Below are 23,134 nucleotides of genomic sequence, written 5' to 3' on the forward strand. Positions count from 1 at the left end.
ATGTGCTGATTGTCCTGAATAAAGGCGTACCTCATTTGGACTGGCTTGCGAAGTACACCGCGGCCTTTTTTAATATGTCTCTTTCTTCAGTGACCCTTTGCAGCTCTTTTTTTAACTTTGCCAATTCTGCACTTGGATCAGTAGATTCTGTTGTCTTGGGTTGCTGTGGATCATAACGTTTAATCCAGGCATATAAACTATGTGTGGTGGTTCCTAAACGTGCAGCAACTTCGGTCACACTATGACCTTTCTCAGTGACTTGTTTTACTGCTTCAATTTTGAATTCTTCAGGATATCGTTTACTGCTCATAAGCACCTCGTTAATTAGCCATTTTATCTAACTAAAAGGTGTCTACAAAATCGGTGGCTATTCAAACTGTGGTCCGGTGACATTCCAGTGAAAATTATGAGTCATCAAATATAAAGTGTAACTATCAGCGAGTAATCGGGATAAACCTTCGACAATTTTTGCGCGATTATCTTGAGAGATACCAATATCAATTGCTGCCATTTTGGCTTGTTTTTTTTGGCTGCACATAATCAAATTCCTAATGTTTTGAAATGTAATTAGATGACCATAACACTGTTAGATATACAATTTAAAGCAGAAGATAACAAATTATTTATACTTATTATAACATTTTCAAACAAGTACGATTAGTTCTACTTTTTAGAAAGAAAAGCATCAATATTTTAATTGAAAACGTGGTTCCTAGAATCCTGTTTATTCAAATATAGCGAAATTCTAAAAATCATAGCACAGGAGTATTTTCATAAAATATCATTGCACAAGGTTTTTAATATGATACCAAATTAAGTAATCAGCTATACAGTACTAGTATTAAGCTAAATGATGTCTTCGTGCTGATCATCGGATGTAAAGCTCATATATTGAAATATCCAATCATGCTTAATAGCACTTATTGAGAAGTACTATACTTAATAATCAAGGTGCCTTAAACAAATTTCAGCTACGAACAATGTTCAGCTTTCCTTTCAAGCCTGTGCTGAATGACATATACTTAAAATGGCAAGTAATTACGATATAAAACAAAATTATAGGAGAAATAAGGATGGCAGGATTATCTATTTGGCACGTAGTCATTTTTGCAATTGTAGTGATTCTTTTATTTGGCACATCAAAACTTAAAAATTTGGGTAAAGATGTCGGTGGTGCCATTAAGGATTTTAAAAAATCGATACGTGATGATGAATCATCAGTAAAACTGAACGAACAACATAGTCTAGAACAGAAGCATCAGAACAATAACGATACAACAACCAGCAAAAACTGAGTGGATGGAGGGGTCAAATGCTGAATGTAGGCGTGACGGAACTGCTGGTATTTGGCATCATTGCTCTATTGGTGCTGGGTCCTGAAAAATTGCCAGAGGCCGCTCGTTTTGCTGGAAAATGGTACGGCCACCTCAAACGCTTGATCAGTAATGTCCAACATGATATTGATCGTGAACTTCGACTGTCGGAACTACGTGAAGAAATGCAGAACGAAATGCAACGTCTGCACGAGTTGGAACAGCAAATGCAGAACCAGATGCAACAGTTACAGCATGATAAAATCATGACCGATGACCAACAAACGCAGGTCAAACTCGATAATCAGCAAAATAACTTTCCAGTCTATAAATTTCTTGAATCCAAGCCACTGTCCTTATTTACCCAAACCGGTTCTCAAACTCAACAACTTACTCGGCTTCATAAACAGAGCAACCAGATCAGGGAAATGGCATGAAATCCAAAACTACACCACCAAATGTGGAGAAGCAGATTACGCTACAGGATATGCCAATCACCCAGCATTTGATTATCTTGCGCCAGCATCTGATTAAAATTATCGGGTTACTGATTGTACTCTTTTTCTGCCTGTTACCCTTCGCCAATCAAAGTTATCAGTGGCTGTCTGAACCACTACGTGCACAGTTGCCAATAAATTCCTCAATGATTGCCACTGATGTCACGGCAACCTTCATGGCACCATTTAAACTGAATTTTTTTATAGCCTTGATGATTGCCATGCCGTTCATCCTCTATCAATTCTGGGCGTTTGTAAAACCAGCCCTATATCAAAGGGAAAGAAATCTGGCTTTGCCGCTATTGCTAGGTAGTATCGGAATGTTTTATACAGGGATTGCTTTCGCCTACTTCATCGCCCTGCCATCCATTTTACACTTTTTTATCAGCGTTTCCCCGGACACGGTAGCACCGATGACTGACATCAACAGTTACTTGGGCTTTTGTTTAAAGTTATTTTTGGTGTTTGGAATAACCTTTGAAATTCCGATTCTGACCTTAATTCTCATTCTGATCGGAGTGGTCAACACAGAACAACTGATAGATAAACGTAAATTTATTATTGTCGGCTGCTTTTTTATCGCCATGTTTGTCACGCCACCGGATCCATTATCTATGATTATGCTCGCTATTCCGATGTGGCTGCTGTTTGAAACAGGTTTGTTCTTTGGTAAGTTAATTGAGAACAAAAAGATCCATCATGCATAGACTTTATATAAGAACTATATAAATTATTTATTGACAATCTTCAGATTGATTACCAAGAGATATTAGCTGGATGTTTACTTTTTTCGTTCAAAAAAAAAAAATACATAACTTAAGAGAAGGCGTATACTTTATAATAACAAATAGAATCACCTAGGAGCAGACAAATGCCTCTCAAATTTGTAATCCGATTCGCGAGTATTTTGTTTTCATTATTAATTCTGGTTGTTATCGCGACTCAATTTTTATTTTCAAGTAAGGTAACAACGGACATATGGATCATTTCATTTCCTATTATTTTGGCTATTCCAATCTTGACATCTATTGTTTTTGCAAAAAATGATGAATTCAGTATCCATTCTATGGATTAATGTATTTATATGAATTGATAAAGTAATGTCCTAATCACTGAAAAGCTCATTACAAGGTGGGCTTTTTTATTGTCCAATAACAAGAAGAAATAGGATGTACTGAGAATTAATCAATGGTTGTTAAGTCTGGATAAGAGTAAAATGGGTACATTGAGTGCAACAATGCACAAGCCTGTATATCTGTGTTATGGCATGCTAAAATATCAGACCGTATATCGGTCAAATAATCTCAAAGCTTGATTGACGGTCAAGACCATATTTCACCTCAATCATGGCAAATTCTATCTCGACATCATCATTAATCACCGCAAGTATTGTTTCACATACACTGGATTTCACCCAGTCTCTATAACCTTTAAGATAGTATTCCTTTACCTAATTCTGGAGGTAAATCACGCCAGGGACTACCGGTTCGAGCAATCCACTCAGTACAGATTTAAGAAATAGTCTATTATTTTTATCTCTGCACCCGTGGTCTAGCCATTATAGATTTATCATCCTAATTTGGCTAATTCTCAGCAGCCCCTAATAAAAAAGTGGGATTCACCAAATACTTTACCCTATTTAATAGTCTTGTATTTTGCTGTTAATGGCAACCAAACTAAATAGCTATAAACGAAAACAGCTACGACCATCGCGATATGAAATGCCCAATCAACCCAATAACTGAGATCGAACAAAGTAGCGGAAAAGTATAAAGGTAGGAAAAAGAATCCCAATATAGCAATACCTAAAGCTATCCAAGCGCTACGTCGATGATTGAATGTTTTTTGCCTATTTTTGATTAGCCAATATAACCATGGCATGATTAGCAGGGTGAGCAGTATTACAACGAGAAGCCCATTTTCTAGTATGGCCTCCCACAACATCATCAGCATTTGATAAATTATCATTATAATTTCCTGTTCCTGATTGGCAAATTAAACACGCCCTTTCGCTACAGCCATGTAGGCTGGCTTGAGCATCATTTCCTCTAAAAACCAAGCAAAGTAACTTTCTTTCAATGGATCAACAAATGGTACAGTGGGTGTTAAATTATTTTCATAGTCAAATTCAACCAACATTGCTTTACCCTCTTCAATTAAAAGTGGACAAGAGGTATAACCATTAAACTTCTGACTTGGTAACTGACCTTTCATCACATCAATCAAATTTTGTACTACCACTGGAGCAGATAACTTGACTGTAGCTGCAGTTTTACCTTTTGGAGTGCCATTGATATCACCTAATCCAAAAACATTAGAGTAGCGGGTGTGTTGCAATGTATATTTATCAACCTCTAGCCAGCCAATAGAATTAGCAAGCGGGCTGTTTTTTACACTATCTACAGCAACCATTGGTGGCACAAGATGTATAAAATCATACATTTCTGTATGCTGATTTCCCTGTGTATCGACAAAAAATGCAGTTTTCTTATCGACGTCAATACCTGTTAATTTTCGTTCAAAATAAACATCAATTGGTTTTTCAAGTGATTGCCAACGGTTAAGCACATTTTCATTGACCTTAGGAACACTAAAGACTTGTTTGCTTGGACTAAAAAAATCGATTTGGCTATTGCTCAGTGTCCCAGCTTGTTGCAAGCGGTCATATAACATGAATGTCATTTTTAACGGTGCACCTGCACATTTCATATCCGTATGCGCCATAGTCATTACCGCTCGTCCACCACGTTTTCGAAATTTGTCCATCTGATGCCAAGTTGCTAAAGCTATTTCGGGGCTAGCATAGACACTACCAATTCCATTTTTACCCAAATCACTTTTGGATAAACCTTGAATTTGTTCATACCCTAAACGCAGTCCGGTAGCAACCACCAAAAAATCATACTTTATTGTTTCACCTGCCTCTGTCACTATTTGATTTTGGTCAGGCTCAAATGCTTGCACATTAGATTGAATCCAATTCACATCTTTGGGTACAAGGCTTGTATTATCATTTAATACTTTATCAACTGATTGCCATATCCCAGTTGCCAATAAGGTATAACCTGGTTGATATCGATGCGTGGTATTATGATCAATAAGTATTAGCTTGGCATTCGGCAACTGTTTGCTTAAGCGGTTAATCGCTGCCAGCCCGGCCAATCCTGCTCCTACTACAACCACAGTAACCGCATTCGTTTCTGCTGAAGCCTGAGTGGTATGACTTAAATGCAGACCTGCTGTAGTGATGAGTCCGACACCAGCTGCCATTTTTAGAAAATCCCGTCGATTATTACGAATACTCATGTATTCTCCTTTCGAATCTTTTTTATCGTTAAAGTGTTATTCAATGACCGGCTTTAGAATCTCTATTTCATTTCTGATCTTAGGTCATATGTAGATCACTAACATCAATCCATTCTAGTCTTCTGATCCTAATAAAATTCGAATAGATGAGATTATACTATCTAGTTAATTTTGCTTAAAAAACAAAATTTTTCATAGCCGACCAAAGCACTATAATTGATCAATCCTGATGCTGATTTTTTGTATAGGTTCTTTTAGCCTGTTATATTTTTATTTACAAGCAGATTAAATTATATACAAATTTATCTCATTAAATCACTTTTTTGATGCTTGGTTAGTATGTGCTAAGAGCCTAGATTAATATATTAAATTGAAAACAGTACTACAGCATCAGAAAGAAAAAACCAACTGATGCATCACTTACGAAATTAGTATTCGTAGTTATTATTGATTGACCATTCTTGTAATTTTCCAAACTTGATCTGGTCATTAAAAAGCAAATCATTGTTTGCTAGCATCCTACTCTCATCTGTTGGACAGAAACCATCATCACAGTCTGAATCGACGACCCAGCAGCCGCGGACAAATAGGATTTCATTTCCTTCTTGCTCCAGCTGTTTTTCTACCCGTTGAATTGCTTCATCAATGTTTTTTGCGCCTAAATAAGCTGTCACATACGCATAGGATTCCGATGGATCCGATGCTTTTTTAAATTCAATGCCTACACAAAAAAGATGGTTTTTCATCATTTACTCCTCATTTATTTTTAGTCCAAATCTCTCATCAAACTTATTCAGATCCAGCAATTTTTTGCATCTAAAAAAACTGAACCTCTATAGAAAATAGGTCAGTAAGGAAAACCTCACTGACCTGTGTTTAAAACTTAATACGCCAATTTTAACAGAAATCTAAACAGTCCTGCGACCAAGGCCAAGCTTAAAAAACCAGCCAGCCATAAGCCAATAAACCATTTCAATTCAGAAATTTTCATTCAGCCTCCTTAATGATAACCCTCATCACCCACGCGCACTTTATCCCTGAAAACCCAATACGATAGTCCGGTATAAATAAGAATGATCGGAATTAAAATCAGTGCGCCAATAAGGGCGAACAATTGACTACTGGCAGGTGCTGCAGCCTCCCAGATAGTGATGGATGGTGGAATGACATAAGGCCATAAACTAATCAGAAAACCGCTATAAGCGAGAATCACCAAAGCCAAAGTATAAATGAATGGCAGGAACTCTTTGCGCTGCTTACAGGCTTTGATTGCCAGGAAAGTAAACAGCAGAACCAGTACGGGTACCGGGCTAAAATAAAAGAGTTGCGGTTGACTGAACCAGCGTTCTGCAATTTGAGGATGAGCCAAAGGCGTATAGATGCTGACACAAACAAAAATCATCAGTAATGAAATCAGCAGTTTTGGCATCAATTCAAACATGCGGTTCTGCAGCATTTTTTCGGTTTTAAAGATCAACCAGCCACATCCTAGCGTTGCATACAATACGACTACACTTAAACCGGTAAACAGGGAAAAAGGTGTTAACCAATCCAGACCGCCGCCAGTATAGATGCCATTCGTGGTTTCAATCCCCTGAATATAGGCTCCCAAAATCAGTCCTTGGAAAAATGAGCTCAAGATCGACCCCCAAATAAAGGCCTGATCCCATAAATGTTTGGTTTTATTGGCCTTAAACCGGAATTCGAAGGCAACGCCCCGGAAGATCAGCGCGATCACCATTAGAATGATTGGGATATACAGGGCGGACAGTACAGTGGAATACACTAAGGGAAATGCAGCAAATAATCCTGCACCACCCAGTACCATCCAGGTTTCATTGCCATCCCAGACGGGCGCGACGGTATTCATCATAACATCACGTTCCTGTCGATCACCAATAAAGGGAAATAGAATACCGATACCGAGATCAAAACCATCTAGCACGACATAGATCAGCACTCCTAATCCAATAATTAGAATCCAAATTAATGATAAATCGATCATTTTTGATTCTCCTGAGATTGTGTAGGACTTACTTTATCCAGATCGCTCTCCTCATCAATTGTACTTAAAGGACGTTTTGATGCCTGTATGACCGCCTGCTCACTATGGGGTGCCGAATGTATAAACTCCGGACCTTTACGCATCAATTTCAGCATGTAGAAAATGCCAACACCAAACACAATAAAGTAGACCATTACAAAAATGATCAGGGTTAAACCCACCTGTTCCGCTGAAACGGGAGAAAGCGTATCTTTGGTCCGTAAAATGCCATAAACCACCCAGGGTTGACGACCGACTTCAGTAGTAAACCAACCTGCAAGCAAAGCGATAAATCCTGAAGGTCCCATATATAGGGCAAATCTATGCAACCATACCGAGTCATAGAACTTGTCAGTTTTTCTTAGCCATGCACCTAGAACTGCCATTAAAATCATCAGTACACCCAGTCCGACCATAATCCGGAAACTCCAGAATATGACCAGCGAGTTTGGACGGTCTTCAGGTGCAAATTCCTTTAAGCCTTTGACTTCACCATCTAAGGTATGTGTCATGATCAGACTGCCCAGATTCGGAATTCCGATCGCATACTTGGTTTCTTCTGCTTCCATATCTGGAATACCAAATAAATACAGTGGCATGCCATGATCTTTATTGGTTTCCCAGTGTCCTTCCATAGCTGCCAGTTTGGCTGGTTGGTGTTCCAGGGTATTCAAGCCATGCATATCTCCGACAAACATTTGTAGAGGTGCCAATGCCAGAATCATCCACATGGCCATGGAAAATGATTTTTTCACCAAGGCATCACGACGGCCTTTTAATAAATGAAATGCGGCTGTGGAAGCTACTAGCAAAGCAGAGACCAGAAAGGAAGCCATTGCCATATGTGCCAATCGATAAGGGAAAGATGGATTAAAGACAATGGCAAACCAGTCTTGCGGGACAATAATGCCATTTTCAATGGTGAAGCCCTGAGGGGTTTGCATCCAGCTATTCGAGGACAGAATCCAGAACATTGAAATACAGGTGCCTATAGCCACCATCAGCGTTGCGAAAAAATGGGTTTTCGGTCCCACTCGGCCCCAACCAAATAACATAATCCCCAGAAAACCGGCTTCAAGGAAAAACGCACTTAAAACCTCATAAGCGAGTAATGGTCCTGTGACACTGCCGGAAATCCGTGAAAACTCACTCCAGTTGGTACCAAACTGATAGCTCATCACCACGCCAGAGACCACGCCCATACCAAAGGACAGTGCAAAGACTTTGATCCAGAACTTAAATAAGTCCCGGTATACTGGATCGTTAGTTTTAAGCCAACGCCATTCCAGAACGGCCAGAAAACTGGCTAAACCAATAGAAATTGCCGGGAAAATAATATGAAATGATACGGTAAATGCAAACTGGATACGTGCCAGTTCCAGCGCGGTTAGCCCTAAATTCATGCTGCCTCCTGCTGATCAATTGAATACAGGGAGGACATCAACAGCACCGATTGATGCAGTGAAACTGACACCCCTTGCCAGACATCGATCTTCTGGTATAGGGATGAAACCCGTATACCAGATACGCTATAGACTTTTTTGAGGGCGAACGAAACCTTTACGCTGTTAGCGAACAGCGAAAACTGAATTTTCATGATTAAAACTCTTTAAGATGTTGTGTAGTGCAAACAAAACAACTGTTTGACGTGACCAATCATGTCCTAAAGAGCCAAAGGAGGTGCCCTGCCCTGCGGCAGCAAATACAACTTCTGTAAGCTGAAATAGACATGCCGGAAGACAGGCTGATAAAAATTTAGTCGAACCTGAATCCGGTCTAGAACTTCATCAATCCCCAGCTTAAATGGCAGCACTAAATCACCATAAACCGTACAATATTGGCATTGATGGTTATGCTGATTGTGATCGTGGGAATGTTGAGTAATTAAATCCTTGAGCAGCTCATGATGAACTGAGTGGACATGATGATGATTGACAGGCGAAAGAAGATTGTGGGTAATCGACATACAGACCGGAGCAATGTGAAATTTTTCCGGCAGCAGAGGCTGTAAATATACTGCAATTTGCAAAAGTATGGCTGCAAATGCAATAAAGATTCCACTTCGCTTCAGCAAGTTTTCTCTCGACTGGCATCGAATAAGAGGGATACGCTGAATAAAAAGATGAAATTTAAAGATAAATTCCTACGTATTTACTCAACTTTTCATTCTACAAATATATAATATATACTTAGTTTTGAAAAGCAAAATAAATAAATAAAAAGTCAATTAAATTAAATGCTTAAAATTTAAAAAACTTTCTCTTACGGTTGATGCAGGAGAAAGTCATGTATTGTACAAAGAGTGTTCAGAAGAATACTTTGCTTACTTGAAATAATTGAGAGGCAATTTTAAGTAAGATACGCCATTTTGTTCTGGCTGAGGAAAACGTCCTGCATTCATATTAATCTGAATGGATGGCAAAATCAGTTCAGGCATTCTTAAGGTTGCATCACGTTTTTGACGCATTGCAACAAACTCCGCTTTTTCTGTACCAGTATGAATATGAATATTAGACTTTTTCTGAGTTTTGATATCGGTTTCACAGATATAGTCATGACGTGATTCCGGTAAATAGTCATGACACAGGAAAACACGAGTTTCTTCAGGCAACTGATAGAGGGTCTGCACAGAATCAAATAAAGTTTCAGCATTGCCCTTCGGAAAATCACATCGTGCCGTTCCATAATCAGGCATAAACAAGGTATCACCTACAAAAACAGCATCTCCAATCACATAACTCAAGCATGCAGGTGTATGTCCAGGGGTAGGAATATTATAGGCTTGTAAGTTGCCAATATGAAATTTTTCATGATCCTGGAATACATGATCAAATGTCTGGAAAGCATTGAACTGTTTGATATCAATGTTATAGATTGAGCTAAAGGTTTCCTGTACCAATGAAATCCGTTTGCTCATCGCTGTTTTTCCACCGAGCTGCTGTTTTAAATACTGTGCTGCTGTTAAATGATCTGCATGTACATGCGTTTCCAAAATCCACTCAACCAGTAAGCCCTGCTCTTTGACATACGCGATGATTTGATCGGCATGCGTGGTAGATGTCACTGCTGAAGCAGAGTCATAATCGAGAACACTGTCGATAATCGCACATTGTTTTGTACCTGGATCTGAAACTACATAACTGAATGTATTTGTTTTAGGATCAAAAAAATCTTTTACATTTGGTTGAGTCGACATAGTCTTACTCCTTTTTAAAATTTAGAAGCTCACAGAGCATATTTAAAACTTAGTTTTTGATACAAGGCAGGCCATTTTTCCACCAAGATTTCATACCACCTTTTAACTGTGTGACTGAATATCCCATCTTGGCCAATCTGCGTGTCGCTGGAATGCTCCGGTGCGCCGATAAACAAATGGTCACCACGGGCTGATCCAGATTGAGCCCCAATGACTGTATTGTAGATTCATTCAACTGTGTAATAGGTAAATTAACAGCACCTTTTATATGACTGTGTTTAAACTCTTGAGCACTTCGGACATCAACAATCTGTACAATTTCCTGTTTCTGTAATAATTCCTGACAAGTGATTTCAGGCACCTTGCCCCAAGGTAGATACATCAGAATATTAAACATGATTTTCCTCTATTAGAACAGTTGTTATCCGCGACTTATATTTATAAGGATTTAAAATAAAAATAAGTAGTAAAATAAATATAAGCCAATCTTGGGTTAAACTTCAAATCTATCCTCATAGAAAATACAATGACTTTTTAATAACCAAACCTACAATGCAGTCCAACTTTAATAAGACTTTATTCGTTTCAGAATGATCTTACGCTTCCTATTCCGTAAAGAAAAAATAAAATTATGTTTAGTAGCAGATTAAAATCGATTTTATCGTCTATTTTTCAATTATAAATTTTATATTTTGTTATATTATAACCTATGTAATGTCCATAAAAGTGTAGTGAAGTGCTCATGATGTTGGGAAGATTGCTGGGGTTATCAGCAATCTTGTTACAGATCGCTGTGTTCCTGCAGCCTTTATTACCAGAAAAACACAGTGTTTTTTCGGTATGTAAAACTGTTGCCGCAGCATTACATCTGGAAGTTACTAACGTTCTCCCACACCACAGCTTCGCAACATCACATCCGCATAGCAATCAAGCCAGCGGAGCAGACCAAAATCCTGCACATGTCTTCACACATGTGCAGGATCGGCATGAACATCAAGAGCGGGATGATGCACATACCGGTCATGACTGCCAGTTTTGCCTGGTGCACAGCTATACCCTACCGCTACTCGATACCAAACTCAGACTAGTACTGATCAGAACTCAGACCTTACTGCAGTTCTTCAGTACATTTGTCCCATATACGCTGTCCCTACCTGATCTGTGGTTCCTGATTCCTCAGGGTCGTGCTCCTCCTTTAACACTCATCCACTAAATCAGCAGATATGGTATTGCTGAGCAGTCTGCCGCAGTTTCCGATATGGCTGAAAATATTCATCTATCCAGAACATGTGAGCAGCTCACAATTAGCATCTTCAGTCACAGTGATCCTATCCGTAATAATGAATATGGCTTTTAATTTATCTGTATTCAAATTTATTTGAAATCCGGCTGTCACAGTCTCAATGACCTTTGGATTTTTCAAAGTGTTATTACAACTTTCTAGTATATCGATAAGGAGGAGACAATGATGAATCTACTTCAGCACAATCAGGCACATCTCCCAAAAAGTGATTTTAATAGCAGCTGTTGTCTGGATTTAGCACAACAAACTGTAAGGATCCGGCAAGCTCTCAATATTTCACAGACAGAACTAGCATCGAAACTGTGTATTTCCGCCCGTACCCTAGAAAGTTGGGAACGTGGAGTTCGTCATCCCTCAAGCTCAGCCCAAGCCTTGTTAAAACTCTTTATCAAGTCACCTCAGTTTGTTTTGGAAAATCTTGCTTGAATGGTATTAGCTATGTTTTTAAATAGTTTTTGTCACTACAAGTTTAACTTATGAATCATCATGAACCGATGCATACCTATAAAGAGCAGTAGTATCGGTTTGGTTTGGAGAAATCTTTATGGTAATTGTAATTACATCACAGAACCGACGTCATATTACTCCGCATGCCGGGAAATGCCGAAAATTCTGGAAATATGAGCTCAAAGATGGGAAAGTTATGGACAAACAGCTCATTGAGGTGGAGAAAGAAGCATCATTTTCTCAGTCGGGTGAGGTACTAGAAAAACTGTTACCTATGGACATGTTCATAACCACAGGGATGGGTGACAGATTGCGAGAAAAACTCAAAAATATTGGTGTACATGTTATTGTGACGGATGAAATTGATCCTGATAATTTTATTAACAGTTTACTTTAACTCGCCTATGAATAAAATCTAAAACCATAGCTAAAGTTTCCATTAAAAGTTAGTGGGAACTTTAGCTAATAAAATACATCTTACTAACTACTATTTAATCAAAAAATTAAATTGCCTAGGCTTAAAATAAGTTGACACGATATTTCATATAAATACCTGATGAATTTCATCAGGTGTTTTTGATTTGTAAAACAGATACTTCTATATAAATTTTAAAAGGAAAAACCTTCTCAATCAGGTGAAGGTCTTTCCTAAAATTAACTTATTGTGAAGTATAGGAGCCATCTACCACATACTGGCTGCCCGTTACAAAGGATGCATCATCAGAGAGTAAGAAAGCAACGACCTGAGCAACTTCTTCAGGATTTCCTAAACGACCAACTGGGTGTAATTTTATCAGTTCAGCTTCATCAAACTCACTAATTAAAGGCGTTTTAATATAACCTGGATGTACTGAATTAATACGAATACCCTTTTCAGCATATTCTAGCGAAGCCGTTTTAGTAAGCCCGGTTACACCATGCTTAGCTGCAACATAACCAGAAATATTTTCAGTCCCAACTAAACCTAAAATTGATGCTGTATTCACAATCGCACCACCGCCGGCTGCCAATATTGCAGGGATTTGATAATGTAAGCCATAAAAGACCGCATTCAAATTAATATCAATCACACGACGCCAAGCTTCAATACTTAAATCTGCAATTGGCTGAACGTCACCCAATATTCCAGCGTTGTTAAAAGCTAAATGAAGCGCACCATAGGTGCTGACTGAAAATTCAACTGCTGCTTTCATGTCTTCAGGTTCAGCCGTATTGGCTTTATTCGCAGCCGCTTTACCGCCTAAAGATACAATTTCCTCAGCAACTTTTTGTGCTGCTTCAAAGTTAATATCCGATACTACAACACTTGCACCCTGCTTCGCTAAAAGCATAGCTGTGCTTTTCCCAATTCCAGAACCCGCACCAGTAACTAGGGCAACTTTATTTTTGAACCGATTTGACATAATAAAACCTCTTTTTAAAGTACTGCAATGCTGAATATTTGCATCACATTTAATCATTCACTTGTTTTTACTTCATCACTTGTATTGCAAATTGAATAACATGACATTTACCGCAATGTAATTTTCCCTCCTGTCTTTCTTGCTCTCCAACATAAAAATGATGGATATGATCCTGCTTGAAAACCTGCAAAATATCCCACGGATCGTATAAATATTCGATATTTTTAGGGCCACCAGTTTTATAGTTGATCTGCTCCTTTGAATACAGCTCACCGATAAACCATCCACCGTTTAGCAAAGATTTTCTTATGCCTTCTAAAACCTTTGTTTGCGTTTCTGTATCGAAATGACCAAATACACAAATCACGTTTTGATAACGCTCGGATGGCCATTTAGCTGCTGTTAAATCAACATGTCGGAGTTCAAGATTTATCCCTGTGGCTTCGGCTTTGCTGGACAGATGCTTCAAAGCAACATCGGAATAATCCCAAACTTCTGCCGAAAAAGGATAATTATCCTGTCTTGCCTGCTCAGCCAAGTACAGGATATTCCTTCCTTCTCCTTCAGCAATTGCCAGTGTTTTACCTTCAATCCGGATTTTCCGCGCAATTTCCTGGATAAACAGGTTTGCTGCTGTGCCGTATAGGTCCTGCGTCTGGGTATACAATTCATTCCAGTGCTGACTCATTTCATCCCTCCATTTACGCCACTATCCAATCAGTTGGAAAACTCTTTAAATGCTTCCAGGGCATTTGCGGCATACATCAATGAAGGTCCACCGCCCATATACACCGCAACACCCAGAACTTCCTCCAGCTCCTGCAGGGTCATGCCCATTTTGACCAGGGTTCTGACATGAAAACCGATACAACCATCACAACGTGCAGCCACACCAATCGCCAATGCAATCAATTCCTTGGTTTTGGGATCAATCACACCATCATGCATTGCGATCTGGGATAATTGATTGAAACTTTTCATTAAATCAGGTGAATCCTGACTGAGCGTTCTTAAATTACCTGAAATATTCTGGGTTAATTCTTTGTATTTCATGACTTTCTCTCAAACTAAACAATCAACAATAAGGTTTTGCTTATTCAATAGATTATTTTTGTACCGGATAGCCCTGCTCTAGCCATGCTTGAAATCCCCCTTGAACGGATTTAACCTGAGTAAAACCCATATTCTGCAAAGTATCTGTAGCCAGTGCCGAACGGCCGCCTGTACCACAGATCAAATAGATCGGCTGATCTTTAAGATGTTCCAGTGCCTGTAGGGTATCGCAATGATGGCTCGCCAAAGGATGCTGGTGAATCCTCATTTCTAAAACACCACGAGGATAGTTCACTGCACGGTCTATCGCTGCCGCCTGAAATTCATCCGGTTCCCGAACATCAATCAGAATGGTTTTATGATTTTTCATGGCTTCAAGTAAGTCATCTACACTCACTTCCTGAATCCGTCTTTTCGCATTCAGGATCATTTGCTCTGCCGTTTTCATCATTTCTACTCTTCCTCACTCATCAAAATCAGCCTCATCTGTTATAAATGCCAGATCAGCAACTTAAAAGCACTTTGTTATAAACTCTCATTCCAGCACTGTTACAACGATCACACTATTGCAAACAGCCCATTTGCTAAATTCATTTTAGACTCTACACCTGTTTGATATTCATTCAGATGACAGATCATGTAGTCATACATCAACTCATGCATTCTTTATCCATACAATGCACAGGACTAGCCTATGAGTGCTGAATAGATTAAATAGATTGCCACCCCAATCACGGTCGTGGCAAAAACCTTTTGGATTTGATTACTCTTTATCAAAGGTATCAAACTACGCCCAATGAGCATCCCAATGATACAAGCCAGAACAAAAGTCAGCGTAACCGAAACAGGATATTGAAAGCCATCCAGAACGTGGGCAGAAATACTGACACTGCCAATCAGGAAGATAATCATCAGGGAAGTCGCAACGATACTACGCATATCGAGGTCTGTGAATTTACGCAGCGCTGGAACAATTACAAAACCACCACCAACCCCAAGCAGGCCAGTTAATAAACCAGCAACTACACCAATACCGGCGAGGAACGAGGCAGTTTTCAAATTCCAGATCAGGCGACCGGTCGTTTGATTGACTTTACACGGTGGATTTTCATAGTCATTGACTTTGTTAAAGAATATCCGGTAAGCCACAATCAGCATCACTAGGCTGAAAGCCAGCGTCAACCAGACTGGAGAAACTATATCGGCTAAATGCACGCCATAACGGGCTGAAGGAATACTGATTAAGGCGATCCAGAGTGCAGCACGATAACGTACAATACGCTTGAATAAACCTTCGAACGTTCCAACGAATGCAGACAAAGTGACTGCAAGCAAGCCTACAGGTGCAGCCTGTGCAACAGTCCAACCCTGACTCGCCATCAGTGCCGGTACAGCCAGAATACCACCACCAGCACCGGTTAAACCCAATAACCCGCCGATGGCCAGCCCTTCAAGTATCAATACCCACATAGCCACTGTTCCTCTATTTACTAAAGCAATTAAACAACGACAAACCTTTTTGTTTAATCTTGAAAAATGCCTATTTAAAGTAATTGAGTGGAAGTTTTAAATAAGAAACCCCATTCTCTTCTGGCATTGGGAACTGTCCACCTTTCATATTGATCTGAATGAAAGGTAGGATCAGCTTTGGCATACTCAGTCCTGAATCACGCTGGTTTCGCATCTCGACAATCCACCAGTAAAGGAAATTAGATCGTCATGCATAACATACAAAACACACCAAACAATATATTTATTAATAATATATAATTATATACTATATTCAAGTGTTACTTTACTTTTTTATAGAATAAGGTGAATTTTAGGATAAATTTATGAATAACAATGAATTAAAAATAGACTTTTCCAAAGTCAATCTTGTGACTGATTGCTTAAAAGTCTTATCCAATCCTGATCGTCTTAAAATTTTATGTGTCTTAGTTGATGGTGAATTGAATGTTCAAAAAATTGAAATATCTGCTGGGGTTTACCAGCCGACCTTGTCACAACAACTGACTGTACTGAGAAAAAGTAAAATAGTATCAACACGTCGTGAAGGTAAGCAGATTTTTTATCAATTAAGTGATATACGAATATTAAAAATCATGCAGACCCTATATGACTTGTACTGTCAGAGTGATAAAGACTTAGACTAAAACCAGAGATATCCTCAAAATATTTCATATTTTAGATAACAAACTCTTTTGCTCACTTATTCAAACAAAAGAGTCAGTTACACATTCAAATCAATGATCTAAAGATTGGCCTAAATTTTCCCAATCGGGAAATGGGTTAAGCATCAGCTTCCACTGCTCAGGTCCCCCAGCCATTTCCTCATCCGTCAGTAAACATTGGTCAAACTGTTGGATTAAACTATGCTCATCCATATCCATCCCAATCAGTACAATTTCCTGTCGTGCATCGCCAGTACGCTCATCCCAATTTTTGATGATTTCATCACGGCTTTGCTGATCCTCTGGCCAATGCTCGTCAGGAACCGTTGCCCACCAATAGCCTGCAACACCATGTCTAGCCATCGCACCCGCTTGTGACCAAGAAGCAGCAAATTCAGGGTTTGATGCCAGCCAGAAAAAGCCTTTAGAACGGACTACACCTTGCCATTCTGAATTGATAAAATCATAAAAGCGTTGTGGATGAAATGGACGTCTGGCACGATATACAAAACTTTTAATTCCATATTCTTCTGTTTCAGGCGTGTGTTCACCACGCAATTCTTTCAGCCAGCCTGAAGCTTGAGAAGCTTCATTAAAATCAAAAAGTCCCGTGTTTAAAAGCTTATCTAAATCGACTTGACCAAATTCAGAAATTTCAATTTTTGCGCGTGGATTGAGCTTATTTAAAATTGCAAATAAACGTTGCTTTTCTTCTTCATTGATCAGATCCACTTTATTTAAGATGATGACATCACAAAATTCAATTTGATCAATCAGCAAGTCAACGACTGTACGCTCATCTTGTTCACCCAATGATTCTCCACGTTGTTGCAGACTATCATACGAGCTGTAATCTTTTAAAAAATTAAAGGCATCTACAACCGTCACCATGGTATCAAGTCGCGCAAACTCATTCAGTGACACACCATTTTCATCTTCAAAAGTAAAGGTTTCTGCTACAGGTAATGGCTCAGAAATTCCTGTTGACTCAATGACCAATTGATCAAAACGATGCTCTTGTGCAAGGCGACGAACCTCAACCAATAAATCTTCACGCAACGTACAGCAAATGCAGCCATTGCTCATCTCGACCAGCTTTTCATCTGTACGAGAAAGTTCTGCACCGCCCTCTCGTACTAAAGCAGCATCAATATTCACCTCCGACATATCATTGACAATGACAGCAATACGACGGCCTTCACGGTTATTTAAAATATGGTTGAGTAATGTCGTTTTACCTGCACCGAGGAATCCTGACAGCACAGTTACAGGTAATTTTGCTGGGATGGCTAAAGGATGATCCATTGACTTTCTCACTTTTATGTTAATAAAGGGCTGTTATGTTTGGAAAAACATAAAGCACATTGACCTGCGAGCTCTAAATAATGATGTTTAGAGTTAAAATTTTGAGGGAAAATTGACTGTTCGATGGCGTGAGCAAACTGAGGTGAATCAACGATTTGTACTGCCTGACATTCTGTACAAATCGTGACGAGCAAATAGCTTTGCTTCTTCCTCAATTCATACGCTAAATATTTGTTCAATGTATCGAGTTTAAGTATCAGTCCATAGCCTGATAATTTTTTTAGAATACGATAAATCTGTACTGGAGATTGCAATCCGAAAGATTTTGCCTTTTCTAATAAAGCATAGGCGCTCATTGCCTTCTGCTCATTCTGCAAAATTGTTAACACTCTTTGCTGCACAACACTGAGTTTTAATTCATTCATCTCGTGTTCCTTTATTATTCTGATTGGACAAAAGCTGAGTGATACAAGGTGATGAGGTACTTTTATGATCTGGTCCCCATGTACGATATCCAGCACTATCAATATGAATTTGCCCAGAAGTATAAATACCAAGTCCCATATTTAAAGTGACTCCCTTTTCGACCCAAAATTGACACAATTTAGTTTTTGTTTGCTGAATCACTCCAGATTCTTCTGGCGTGGGTTGTTCAGAACCAATTCGAAAATCGAGTGCTGCATTAAAAACATGCCTTGAAGAATCAGCACCACTCGCACAACGGTTTAAGGCAGAGTTACGGTAGACAGAAGTGACTGTAAAATCATCAATCACTTTGACATCAACCAATTCCTTCAAAATTTTTAAGGTCGGAATAATATTGCTCCAAATTTCTTGAGATGGAATTTCATATTCGGATGCATTGCAATTTTGCCAATCTCTCGCAGTTTGAAATAACTCAAACTCAGGTATGACACTGTGTAAGTTATTATTTTTTAAAAACTCTTTATAACGAAGAACTTGATCTTTATTTAAAGGCTGAGATAGCCAATGCTGATAAGAAATTGGTGCAATTTTCTTGAATAATCGATTTGATAGTACAGATTTATGTTTTTTTGTGGCATATTTCCCCGAGGCATTCGATGAGTAAATCAATTGCCCTGTTTGTTTTTGACTACATGCTGAAAGACAAAAAAGTAACCCTATAATTAAAAAATGCTTCATATTCAGTTATTACAATCTCGCAACTCTAAATGTCGTCTTGGCAATTTTAATAAGTTTACCATTAATATTGTTATGTTATAACATAGCTTATGAGTTTAAAAGTTCTTCCTCAAAATTTACATTCCTCCCTATCCTTATCAAATACGGATTATATATGGCGATTAGCAATCAAGACCTGAGAAAAGCAGGACTAAAAGTCACTCTTCCGCGAATAAAAATTTTAGAAATATTAGAAAACTCAAGTCCTCACCATCTGAGTGCAGAGGATATTTATAAAAAACTCTTAGAACAAGATGAAGATGTTGGACTAGCGACGGTTTATCGTGTCTTAACTCAATTTGAAATGGCAGGTATTATTCAACGCCATAACTTTGATCATAATCATGCCCTATTTGAAATAAAACAAGATACTTCCCACGATCATCTTGTATGTCAAAAAACAAACCAAATCATTGAGTTTAAGAATGAAGAAATTGAAAAATTACTTTTAAGTATTGCAGAAAATCATGATTTCCAACTCACAGGACATTCTCTAATCTTATTTGGATATTGTAGAAATTCCAAAAAATAAAATAGAAAATTGAGTATTTATCGGTTCTTATCAAGGCCGGACTAGAAACAATACTCATTATCTGTTATGTTATAACATAACATTTAATACTTGCTTTCCAATATGAATGCCTCGCAACTCCCAGATATCTCGTCTGCGCCTTTTCTTCACACACATACCTATCCTCTTGATTGGGTCGGAATGGAAAATATTGCTTTGCCCATTCAAATTCAAAACACACTGTGTGCCAGTAAAGTAAATGCCTATGTCAGCTTAGATGATCCTCAGGCCAAAGGCATCCATATGTCTAGACTGTATACTCGACTGCTGGAGCTCCATTCACTGCCTGACCTAACTTTAAATCACATTTATCAAACACTTCAGGATTTCTTAGCAAGTCATACTGAGCTCTCTCAACAAGCCCGCCTTGATATTCAAGCGGAGTTTAACTTAGAACAACCTGCTTTAATCAGTGTACTATCGGGCTGGAAAAGCTATCCCTTCAGCTTATGCTGTCAGTTAAATGAGCATACTTTTGAAGCTGAATTAGCAATAGAAATCACCTATTCTTCAACCTGTCCTTGTTCTGCGGCTTTGGCACGAGACCTCATTCAAAAAAGCTTTCAAGATGCCGTTGATACAAAAAAAATAAATCCACAAAACACGGATGATGTCATAGCGTGGTTAGGTACAACAGACGCGATTGTAGCAACACCACACAGCCAAAGAAGTTTTGCTCAGCTACGTTTTAAATTAGCCCCTTGCTTACAGTCCATTCCAATTCGACAATTCATTTCACATGCAGAACAAGCCTTGGCAACACCCGTTCAGACTGCTGTCAAACGTGTAGATGAGCAGGCATTTGCATTAGCAAATGGTCAAAATTTAATGTTCTGTGAAGATGCTTTACGCCGCTTATACCACGCATTTGTCAACTACTCAGGTATTGCAGGATTTAACTTCAAAGTCATCCATGCTGAAAGTTTACATGCCCACGATGCAGTCGCGCAGGGTTCATGGCAATGGTAAGTTCGACAATTTTTCTAGATATCGAACAAGGAAAGATGGGGCAATGTTATGAACTGGCAAGCATTATTGATGCCATTCCTTGGAACAAGGATGGATTAATCACTGCAATCGCACAAGATATACAGAGTAAAGATGTCTTAATGCTTGCTTGGATTAACCGTGATGCACTACTTGAAACCCTGAATACAAGACAGGTTTGCTATTGGTCTCGCTCGCGGCAGCGCTTATGGCGAAAAGGCGAAAGTTCAGGACATCGTCAAAAACTCATTGAAGCCAGACTTGATTGCGACGGTGACAGCATTCTCTTTTTGGTCGAACAGATTGGACCCGCCTGCCACACTGATCGTCCCAATTGTTTTTATCTTGGATTAAACAAACAACACGCCACAATTTTAACTCAGCCCATCATTTAGCCAATTTATACAACATCGAAGACATTACCATGATTCGTAAAAATCCAACTGGTCATCTCCCTATCATTGACCAATCCGCTTATATTGATCAAACCGCAATTATCTGTGGAAAAGTCATCATTGAAGCTAACGTATTTGTCGGTCCTTATGCAGTGATCCGTGCAGATGAAGTAGATGAAAATGGCGAGATGCAACCCATCATTATCGGTGAAAATTCAAATATCCAAGATGGTGTTGTCATTCATTCAAAAGCAGGTGCACAAGTCACAATTGGAAAAAACTCATCCATCGCCCATCGTTCGATTGTTCATGGTCCATGTGTGATTGGTAACCGCGTATTTGTCGGCTTTAACAGCGTCTTATTCAACTGTAAAGTCGGTGATCATAGTGCCATCCGTCATAATGCAGTGGTCGATGGTCGCGATTTGCCTGAATCATTTTATGTACCTGCGATGAGTTATATCAATGCTCGAACGGACTTAAGTCAGTACCCTCCAATCGATATTTCTATCAGTGAATTTTCTGAAAGTGTGGTGAGCACCAATATTGAGTTGGTACAAGGTTATAAGGCATTACAAAATGAATTTTAGACAACCCCCAAATCTAATCATACGTAATGCGAATATGGTTAATGAGGGGCAGCAACAAATCTGTGATGTCCTGATTCAGCAAGGTCGTATTAGTAAAATCCAACCTAATATAACGGGTATATACAATGCTAAAAGCATCGAGGCTGATGGAGCATGGTTACTCCCAGGCATGATTGATGATCAAGTACATTTCCGTGACCCAGGCTCACCACAAAAAGGGAGTTTTGCCTCAGAGTCTTTGGCAGCTGCGATAGGTGGAATTACCAGTATCATGGATATGCCAAATACCAATCCTCCTACATTGGACTTAACTGCACTACACTATAAAAAAGGAATTGCAGCCCAACATAGCATAGCCAATTATGCATTTCACTTTGGTGTAAGTGCACAAAATTTAGAGATTGTTGAAGCACTTGATCCTAAATTGGTCAGCGGTGTTAAAGTCTTTATGGGAGCATCAACGGGTAATATGCTGGTTGATGATCCAAAGATTTTAGAACGCTTATTTGCTAATGTACCCACTATTTTATTAACACATTGCGAATCCACGCCACGGATTAAACAACTGGAAGCGTTTTATCGTGATCAATATGGCGAAGATGTCCCTGCATACCTACATCCTAGAATTAGGGATAAACAAGCCTGTTTTGAAAGCTCTCGGTTAGCCGTATCACTCGCTGAAAAATTCGGTACACAGTTACATGTGCTACATCTGACAACAGCAAAAGAACTTTGCTTATTTAAAAATTTGCCATTGGACAAAAAGCATATTACTGCTGAAGTATGTATACATCACTTAACTTTTGATGAATCTGATTATGCTGATTTAGGCCATTTAATAAAATGTAATCCAGCTATTAAGACTAGCAATGACAAACAGGCGCTTATTGAGGCAGTTTCTAATAGCCATCGTCTTGATATTATTGGTACAGATCATGCACCGCATACATGGCAAGAAAAACAACAATCTTATTTTAATGCCCCTTCAGGCTTACCTCTAGTTCAACATGCATTACCTGCATTATTAGAATTAGTGGCAGATCAAAAACTATCGATTGAAACACTGGTAAGAAAAACCTCACATCAGGTTGCTGATTTATTCCGCATTAAAGATCGAGGTTATATCCGTGAAGGTTATTGGGCAGATTTAGTCCTCATCCGTGAAAATCATCAAAAACAATCTGTAGCTGAACAAACCAATTATATGCGTTGCGGCTGGACACCCTTCCAAAAGAAAACATTCCGCCATCTGGTGGATACAACCATCATTTCTGGTCAACTCGCATGGCATCAACAGCAACCTTATCTTAACTGTCAGGGTCAAGCTTTAGAAATTGACCGCTAATC

General features: G+C 38.9%; 28 protein-coding genes and 3 pseudogenes. 12 read left to right on the plus strand and 19 right to left on the minus strand.

Features of this window, described 5'->3' with window-relative positions:
- A pseudogene (locus tag B9T38_RS17010) lies at window positions 1-310 on the minus strand (transposase); the annotation flags it as partial.
- 63 nt (window positions 311-373) lie between these two features.
- Window positions 374-538 (minus strand): annotated as a pseudogene (locus B9T38_RS12310) (Dps family protein); the annotation flags it as partial.
- Window positions 539-1,073: 535 nt separating this feature from the next.
- Here B9T38_RS12310 and tatA point away from each other — a divergent pair.
- Genes tatA through tatC form a run of 3 tightly spaced genes read left to right on the plus strand, consistent with a single transcriptional unit; the run spans window position 1,074 to window position 2,517 of the window.
- On the plus strand, window positions 1,074-1,295 hold the full coding sequence (gene tatA / locus B9T38_RS12315) for a twin-arginine translocase TatA/TatE family subunit (RefSeq protein ID WP_086197086.1): 222 nt from the start codon (window positions 1,074-1,076) through the stop codon (window positions 1,293-1,295).
- A gap of 17 nt (window positions 1,296-1,312) precedes the next feature.
- A complete protein-coding gene (gene tatB, locus B9T38_RS12320) occupies window positions 1,313-1,750 on the plus strand; it encodes a Sec-independent protein translocase protein TatB (protein ID WP_086197087.1) in 438 nt (145 codons plus the stop codon).
- The gene (gene tatC, locus B9T38_RS12325; protein ID WP_086197088.1) at window positions 1,747-2,517 is read left to right on the plus strand and encodes a twin-arginine translocase subunit TatC; all 771 of its coding nucleotides are present in this window, start codon (window positions 1,747-1,749) and stop codon (window positions 2,515-2,517) included. The genes tatB and tatC overlap by 4 nt, the downstream gene beginning before the upstream one ends.
- A gap of 928 nt (window positions 2,518-3,445) precedes the next feature.
- On the opposite strand, the gene B9T38_RS12335 is transcribed toward tatC, so the two are convergent.
- From B9T38_RS12335 to B9T38_RS12380, 8 genes are all read right to left on the minus strand, one after another.
- Entirely contained in the window at window positions 3,446-3,778 is a 333-nt protein-coding gene (locus B9T38_RS12335) for a hypothetical protein (RefSeq protein ID WP_004973783.1), read from the minus strand.
- Window positions 3,779-3,805: 27 nt separating this feature from the next.
- On the minus strand, window positions 3,806-5,116 hold the full coding sequence (locus tag B9T38_RS12340) for an NAD(P)/FAD-dependent oxidoreductase (protein ID WP_086197090.1): 1,311 nt from the start codon (window positions 5,114-5,116) through the stop codon (window positions 3,806-3,808).
- A 428-nt stretch (window positions 5,117-5,544) separates the two neighbouring features.
- On the minus strand, window positions 5,545-5,862 hold the full coding sequence (locus tag B9T38_RS12345) for a hypothetical protein (RefSeq protein ID WP_086197091.1): 318 nt from the start codon (window positions 5,860-5,862) through the stop codon (window positions 5,545-5,547).
- 254 nt (window positions 5,863-6,116) lie between these two features.
- Window positions 6,117-7,121, minus strand: coding sequence for a cytochrome d ubiquinol oxidase subunit II (gene cydB / locus B9T38_RS12355; protein WP_086197093.1), 1,005 nt, complete (start codon window positions 7,119-7,121; stop codon window positions 6,117-6,119).
- Complete coding sequence (locus tag B9T38_RS12360; RefSeq protein ID WP_086197094.1) at window positions 7,118-8,563, minus strand: cytochrome ubiquinol oxidase subunit I; 1,446 nt, start codon at window positions 8,561-8,563, stop codon at window positions 7,118-7,120. The genes cydB and B9T38_RS12360 overlap by 4 nt, the downstream gene beginning before the upstream one ends.
- A gap of 260 nt (window positions 8,564-8,823) precedes the next feature.
- On the minus strand, window positions 8,824-9,234 hold the full coding sequence (locus B9T38_RS12370; RefSeq protein ID WP_086197096.1) for a DUF2946 family protein: 411 nt from the start codon (window positions 9,232-9,234) through the stop codon (window positions 8,824-8,826).
- Between the two features lie 249 nt (window positions 9,235-9,483).
- Window positions 9,484-10,356: an MBL fold metallo-hydrolase gene (locus B9T38_RS12375; protein WP_086197097.1), complete on the minus strand. Its 873-nt coding sequence runs from the start codon at window positions 10,354-10,356 to the stop codon at window positions 9,484-9,486.
- 49 nt (window positions 10,357-10,405) lie between these two features.
- Window positions 10,406-10,753: a rhodanese-like domain-containing protein gene (locus B9T38_RS12380; RefSeq protein WP_086197098.1), complete on the minus strand. Its 348-nt coding sequence runs from the start codon at window positions 10,751-10,753 to the stop codon at window positions 10,406-10,408.
- A gap of 345 nt (window positions 10,754-11,098) precedes the next feature.
- Between B9T38_RS12380 and B9T38_RS12385 the strand changes: the two genes are divergently transcribed.
- The 3 genes from B9T38_RS12385 to B9T38_RS12395 all read left to right on the plus strand — a co-directional run bounded on the left by B9T38_RS12385 (window position 11,099) and on the right by B9T38_RS12395 (window position 12,503).
- A complete protein-coding gene (locus tag B9T38_RS12385) occupies window positions 11,099-11,569 on the plus strand; it encodes a DUF2946 domain-containing protein (RefSeq protein WP_121523964.1) in 471 nt (156 codons plus the stop codon).
- Between the two features lie 255 nt (window positions 11,570-11,824).
- A complete protein-coding gene (locus B9T38_RS12390) occupies window positions 11,825-12,085 on the plus strand; it encodes a helix-turn-helix domain-containing protein (protein WP_086197163.1) in 261 nt (86 codons plus the stop codon).
- Window positions 12,086-12,203: 118 nt separating this feature from the next.
- A complete protein-coding gene (locus B9T38_RS12395; protein ID WP_086197100.1) occupies window positions 12,204-12,503 on the plus strand; it encodes a NifB/NifX family molybdenum-iron cluster-binding protein in 300 nt (99 codons plus the stop codon).
- Between the two features lie 262 nt (window positions 12,504-12,765).
- On the opposite strand, the gene B9T38_RS12400 is transcribed toward B9T38_RS12395, so the two are convergent.
- The 6 genes and pseudogenes from B9T38_RS12400 to B9T38_RS12425 all read right to left on the minus strand — a co-directional run.
- Window positions 12,766-13,509 (minus strand): SDR family NAD(P)-dependent oxidoreductase, encoded by a 744-nt coding sequence (locus B9T38_RS12400; RefSeq protein ID WP_086197164.1) that lies wholly within the window; start codon window positions 13,507-13,509, stop codon window positions 12,766-12,768.
- A 67-nt stretch (window positions 13,510-13,576) separates the two neighbouring features.
- Window positions 13,577-14,197 (minus strand): class I SAM-dependent methyltransferase, encoded by a 621-nt coding sequence (locus tag B9T38_RS12405; protein ID WP_086197101.1) that lies wholly within the window; start codon window positions 14,195-14,197, stop codon window positions 13,577-13,579.
- A 29-nt stretch (window positions 14,198-14,226) separates the two neighbouring features.
- The gene (locus B9T38_RS12410; protein WP_086197102.1) at window positions 14,227-14,562 is read right to left on the minus strand and encodes a carboxymuconolactone decarboxylase family protein; all 336 of its coding nucleotides are present in this window, start codon (window positions 14,560-14,562) and stop codon (window positions 14,227-14,229) included.
- A gap of 52 nt (window positions 14,563-14,614) precedes the next feature.
- A complete protein-coding gene (locus tag B9T38_RS12415; RefSeq protein WP_086197165.1) occupies window positions 14,615-15,010 on the minus strand; it encodes a rhodanese-like domain-containing protein in 396 nt (131 codons plus the stop codon).
- A gap of 239 nt (window positions 15,011-15,249) precedes the next feature.
- Complete coding sequence (locus tag B9T38_RS12420; RefSeq protein WP_086197103.1) at window positions 15,250-16,032, minus strand: sulfite exporter TauE/SafE family protein; 783 nt, start codon at window positions 16,030-16,032, stop codon at window positions 15,250-15,252.
- A 70-nt stretch (window positions 16,033-16,102) separates the two neighbouring features.
- A pseudogene (locus B9T38_RS12425) lies at window positions 16,103-16,252 on the minus strand (MBL fold metallo-hydrolase); the annotation flags it as partial.
- 145 nt (window positions 16,253-16,397) lie between these two features.
- On the opposite strand from B9T38_RS12425, the gene B9T38_RS12430 reads away from it, so the two are divergent.
- Window positions 16,398-16,718 carry an ArsR/SmtB family transcription factor gene (locus B9T38_RS12430; protein ID WP_086197104.1) on the plus strand — a complete coding sequence of 107 codons (321 nt, stop codon included), beginning with the start codon at window positions 16,398-16,400 and terminating at the stop codon, window positions 16,716-16,718.
- A gap of 90 nt (window positions 16,719-16,808) precedes the next feature.
- Here the strand turns inward: B9T38_RS12430 and zigA are convergent, their stop codons facing one another.
- The 3 genes from zigA to B9T38_RS12445 are packed head-to-tail and all read right to left on the minus strand — an operon-like array spanning window position 16,809 to window position 19,205.
- Window positions 16,809-18,041 carry a zinc metallochaperone GTPase ZigA gene (zigA, locus tag B9T38_RS12435; protein ID WP_086197105.1) on the minus strand — a complete coding sequence of 411 codons (1,233 nt, stop codon included), beginning with the start codon at window positions 18,039-18,041 and terminating at the stop codon, window positions 16,809-16,811.
- Between the two features lie 14 nt (window positions 18,042-18,055).
- The gene (locus B9T38_RS12440) at window positions 18,056-18,466 is read right to left on the minus strand and encodes a Fur family transcriptional regulator (protein ID WP_086197106.1); all 411 of its coding nucleotides are present in this window, start codon (window positions 18,464-18,466) and stop codon (window positions 18,056-18,058) included.
- The gene (locus tag B9T38_RS12445; RefSeq protein ID WP_086197107.1) at window positions 18,459-19,205 is read right to left on the minus strand and encodes a D-Ala-D-Ala carboxypeptidase family metallohydrolase; all 747 of its coding nucleotides are present in this window, start codon (window positions 19,203-19,205) and stop codon (window positions 18,459-18,461) included. Before B9T38_RS12445 ends, B9T38_RS12440 begins: the two co-directional genes overlap by 8 nt.
- Before the next feature lie 154 nt (window positions 19,206-19,359).
- Here B9T38_RS12445 and fur point away from each other — a divergent pair, with 154 nt between their 5' ends.
- The 5 genes from fur to B9T38_RS12470 all read left to right on the plus strand — a co-directional run bounded on the left by fur (window position 19,360) and on the right by B9T38_RS12470 (window position 23,132).
- A complete protein-coding gene (fur, locus tag B9T38_RS12450; RefSeq protein ID WP_086197108.1) occupies window positions 19,360-19,776 on the plus strand; it encodes a ferric iron uptake transcriptional regulator in 417 nt (138 codons plus the stop codon).
- Between the two features lie 102 nt (window positions 19,777-19,878).
- A complete protein-coding gene (gene folE2 / locus B9T38_RS12455) occupies window positions 19,879-20,784 on the plus strand; it encodes a GTP cyclohydrolase FolE2 (protein WP_086197109.1) in 906 nt (301 codons plus the stop codon).
- Window positions 20,778-21,197 (plus strand): phosphoribosyl-AMP cyclohydrolase, encoded by a 420-nt coding sequence (gene hisI, locus B9T38_RS12460; protein WP_086197110.1) that lies wholly within the window; start codon window positions 20,778-20,780, stop codon window positions 21,195-21,197. Before folE2 ends, hisI begins: the two co-directional genes overlap by 7 nt.
- Window positions 21,198-21,226: 29 nt before the next feature.
- The gene (locus B9T38_RS12465) at window positions 21,227-21,787 is read left to right on the plus strand and encodes a gamma carbonic anhydrase family protein (RefSeq protein WP_086197111.1); all 561 of its coding nucleotides are present in this window, start codon (window positions 21,227-21,229) and stop codon (window positions 21,785-21,787) included.
- Window positions 21,777-23,132: a dihydroorotase gene (locus tag B9T38_RS12470; protein ID WP_086197112.1), complete on the plus strand. Its 1,356-nt coding sequence runs from the start codon at window positions 21,777-21,779 to the stop codon at window positions 23,130-23,132. Before B9T38_RS12465 ends, B9T38_RS12470 begins: the two co-directional genes overlap by 11 nt.
- Window positions 23,133-23,134 lie beyond the last annotated feature (2 nt).

Source organism: Acinetobacter sp. ANC 4218, from assembly GCF_002135245.1.
Lineage (GTDB): Bacteria > Pseudomonadota > Gammaproteobacteria > Pseudomonadales > Moraxellaceae > Acinetobacter.

What these genes read in the sequence shown, in the direction of transcription:
- tatA (WP_086197086.1), top strand. Translation starts at nt 1,074, where the DNA reads ATGGCAGGATTATCTATTTGGCACGTAGTCATTTTTGCAATTGTAGTG.
- tatB (WP_086197087.1), top strand. Translation starts at nt 1,313, where the DNA reads ATGCTGAATGTAGGCGTGACGGAACTGCTGGTATTTGGCATCATTGCT.
- tatC (WP_086197088.1), top strand. Translation starts at nt 1,747, where the DNA reads ATGAAATCCAAAACTACACCACCAAATGTGGAGAAGCAGATTACGCTA.
- B9T38_RS12335 (WP_004973783.1), bottom strand. Translation starts at nt 3,778, where the DNA reads ATGATAATTTATCAAATGCTGATGATGTTGTGGGAGGCCATACTAGAA.
- B9T38_RS12340 (WP_086197090.1), bottom strand. Translation starts at nt 5,116, where the DNA reads ATGAGTATTCGTAATAATCGACGGGATTTTCTAAAAATGGCAGCTGGT.
- B9T38_RS12345 (WP_086197091.1), bottom strand. Translation starts at nt 5,862, where the DNA reads ATGAAAAACCATCTTTTTTGTGTAGGCATTGAATTTAAAAAAGCATCG.
- cydB (WP_086197093.1), bottom strand. Translation starts at nt 7,121, where the DNA reads ATGATCGATTTATCATTAATTTGGATTCTAATTATTGGATTAGGAGTG.
- B9T38_RS12360 (WP_086197094.1), bottom strand. Translation starts at nt 8,563, where the DNA reads ATGAATTTAGGGCTAACCGCGCTGGAACTGGCACGTATCCAGTTTGCA.
- B9T38_RS12375 (WP_086197097.1), bottom strand. Translation starts at nt 10,356, where the DNA reads ATGTCGACTCAACCAAATGTAAAAGATTTTTTTGATCCTAAAACAAAT.
- B9T38_RS12380 (WP_086197098.1), bottom strand. Translation starts at nt 10,753, where the DNA reads ATGTTTAATATTCTGATGTATCTACCTTGGGGCAAGGTGCCTGAAATC.
- B9T38_RS12385 (WP_121523964.1), top strand. Translation starts at nt 11,099, where the DNA reads ATGATGTTGGGAAGATTGCTGGGGTTATCAGCAATCTTGTTACAGATC.
- B9T38_RS12390 (WP_086197163.1), top strand. Translation starts at nt 11,825, where the DNA reads ATGAATCTACTTCAGCACAATCAGGCACATCTCCCAAAAAGTGATTTT.
- B9T38_RS12395 (WP_086197100.1), top strand. Translation starts at nt 12,204, where the DNA reads ATGGTAATTGTAATTACATCACAGAACCGACGTCATATTACTCCGCAT.
- B9T38_RS12400 (WP_086197164.1), bottom strand. Translation starts at nt 13,509, where the DNA reads ATGTCAAATCGGTTCAAAAATAAAGTTGCCCTAGTTACTGGTGCGGGT.
- B9T38_RS12405 (WP_086197101.1), bottom strand. Translation starts at nt 14,197, where the DNA reads ATGAGTCAGCACTGGAATGAATTGTATACCCAGACGCAGGACCTATAC.
- B9T38_RS12410 (WP_086197102.1), bottom strand. Translation starts at nt 14,562, where the DNA reads ATGAAATACAAAGAATTAACCCAGAATATTTCAGGTAATTTAAGAACG.
- B9T38_RS12415 (WP_086197165.1), bottom strand. Translation starts at nt 15,010, where the DNA reads ATGAAAACGGCAGAGCAAATGATCCTGAATGCGAAAAGACGGATTCAG.
- B9T38_RS12420 (WP_086197103.1), bottom strand. Translation starts at nt 16,032, where the DNA reads ATGTGGGTATTGATACTTGAAGGGCTGGCCATCGGCGGGTTATTGGGT.
- B9T38_RS12430 (WP_086197104.1), top strand. Translation starts at nt 16,398, where the DNA reads ATGAATAACAATGAATTAAAAATAGACTTTTCCAAAGTCAATCTTGTG.
- zigA (WP_086197105.1), bottom strand. Translation starts at nt 18,041, where the DNA reads ATGGATCATCCTTTAGCCATCCCAGCAAAATTACCTGTAACTGTGCTG.
- B9T38_RS12440 (WP_086197106.1), bottom strand. Translation starts at nt 18,466, where the DNA reads ATGAATGAATTAAAACTCAGTGTTGTGCAGCAAAGAGTGTTAACAATT.
- B9T38_RS12445 (WP_086197107.1), bottom strand. Translation starts at nt 19,205, where the DNA reads ATGAAGCATTTTTTAATTATAGGGTTACTTTTTTGTCTTTCAGCATGT.
- fur (WP_086197108.1), top strand. Translation starts at nt 19,360, where the DNA reads ATGGCGATTAGCAATCAAGACCTGAGAAAAGCAGGACTAAAAGTCACT.
- folE2 (WP_086197109.1), top strand. Translation starts at nt 19,879, where the DNA reads ATGAATGCCTCGCAACTCCCAGATATCTCGTCTGCGCCTTTTCTTCAC.
- hisI (WP_086197110.1), top strand. Translation starts at nt 20,778, where the DNA reads ATGGTAAGTTCGACAATTTTTCTAGATATCGAACAAGGAAAGATGGGG.
- B9T38_RS12465 (WP_086197111.1), top strand. Translation starts at nt 21,227, where the DNA reads ATGATTCGTAAAAATCCAACTGGTCATCTCCCTATCATTGACCAATCC.
- B9T38_RS12470 (WP_086197112.1), top strand. Translation starts at nt 21,777, where the DNA reads ATGAATTTTAGACAACCCCCAAATCTAATCATACGTAATGCGAATATG.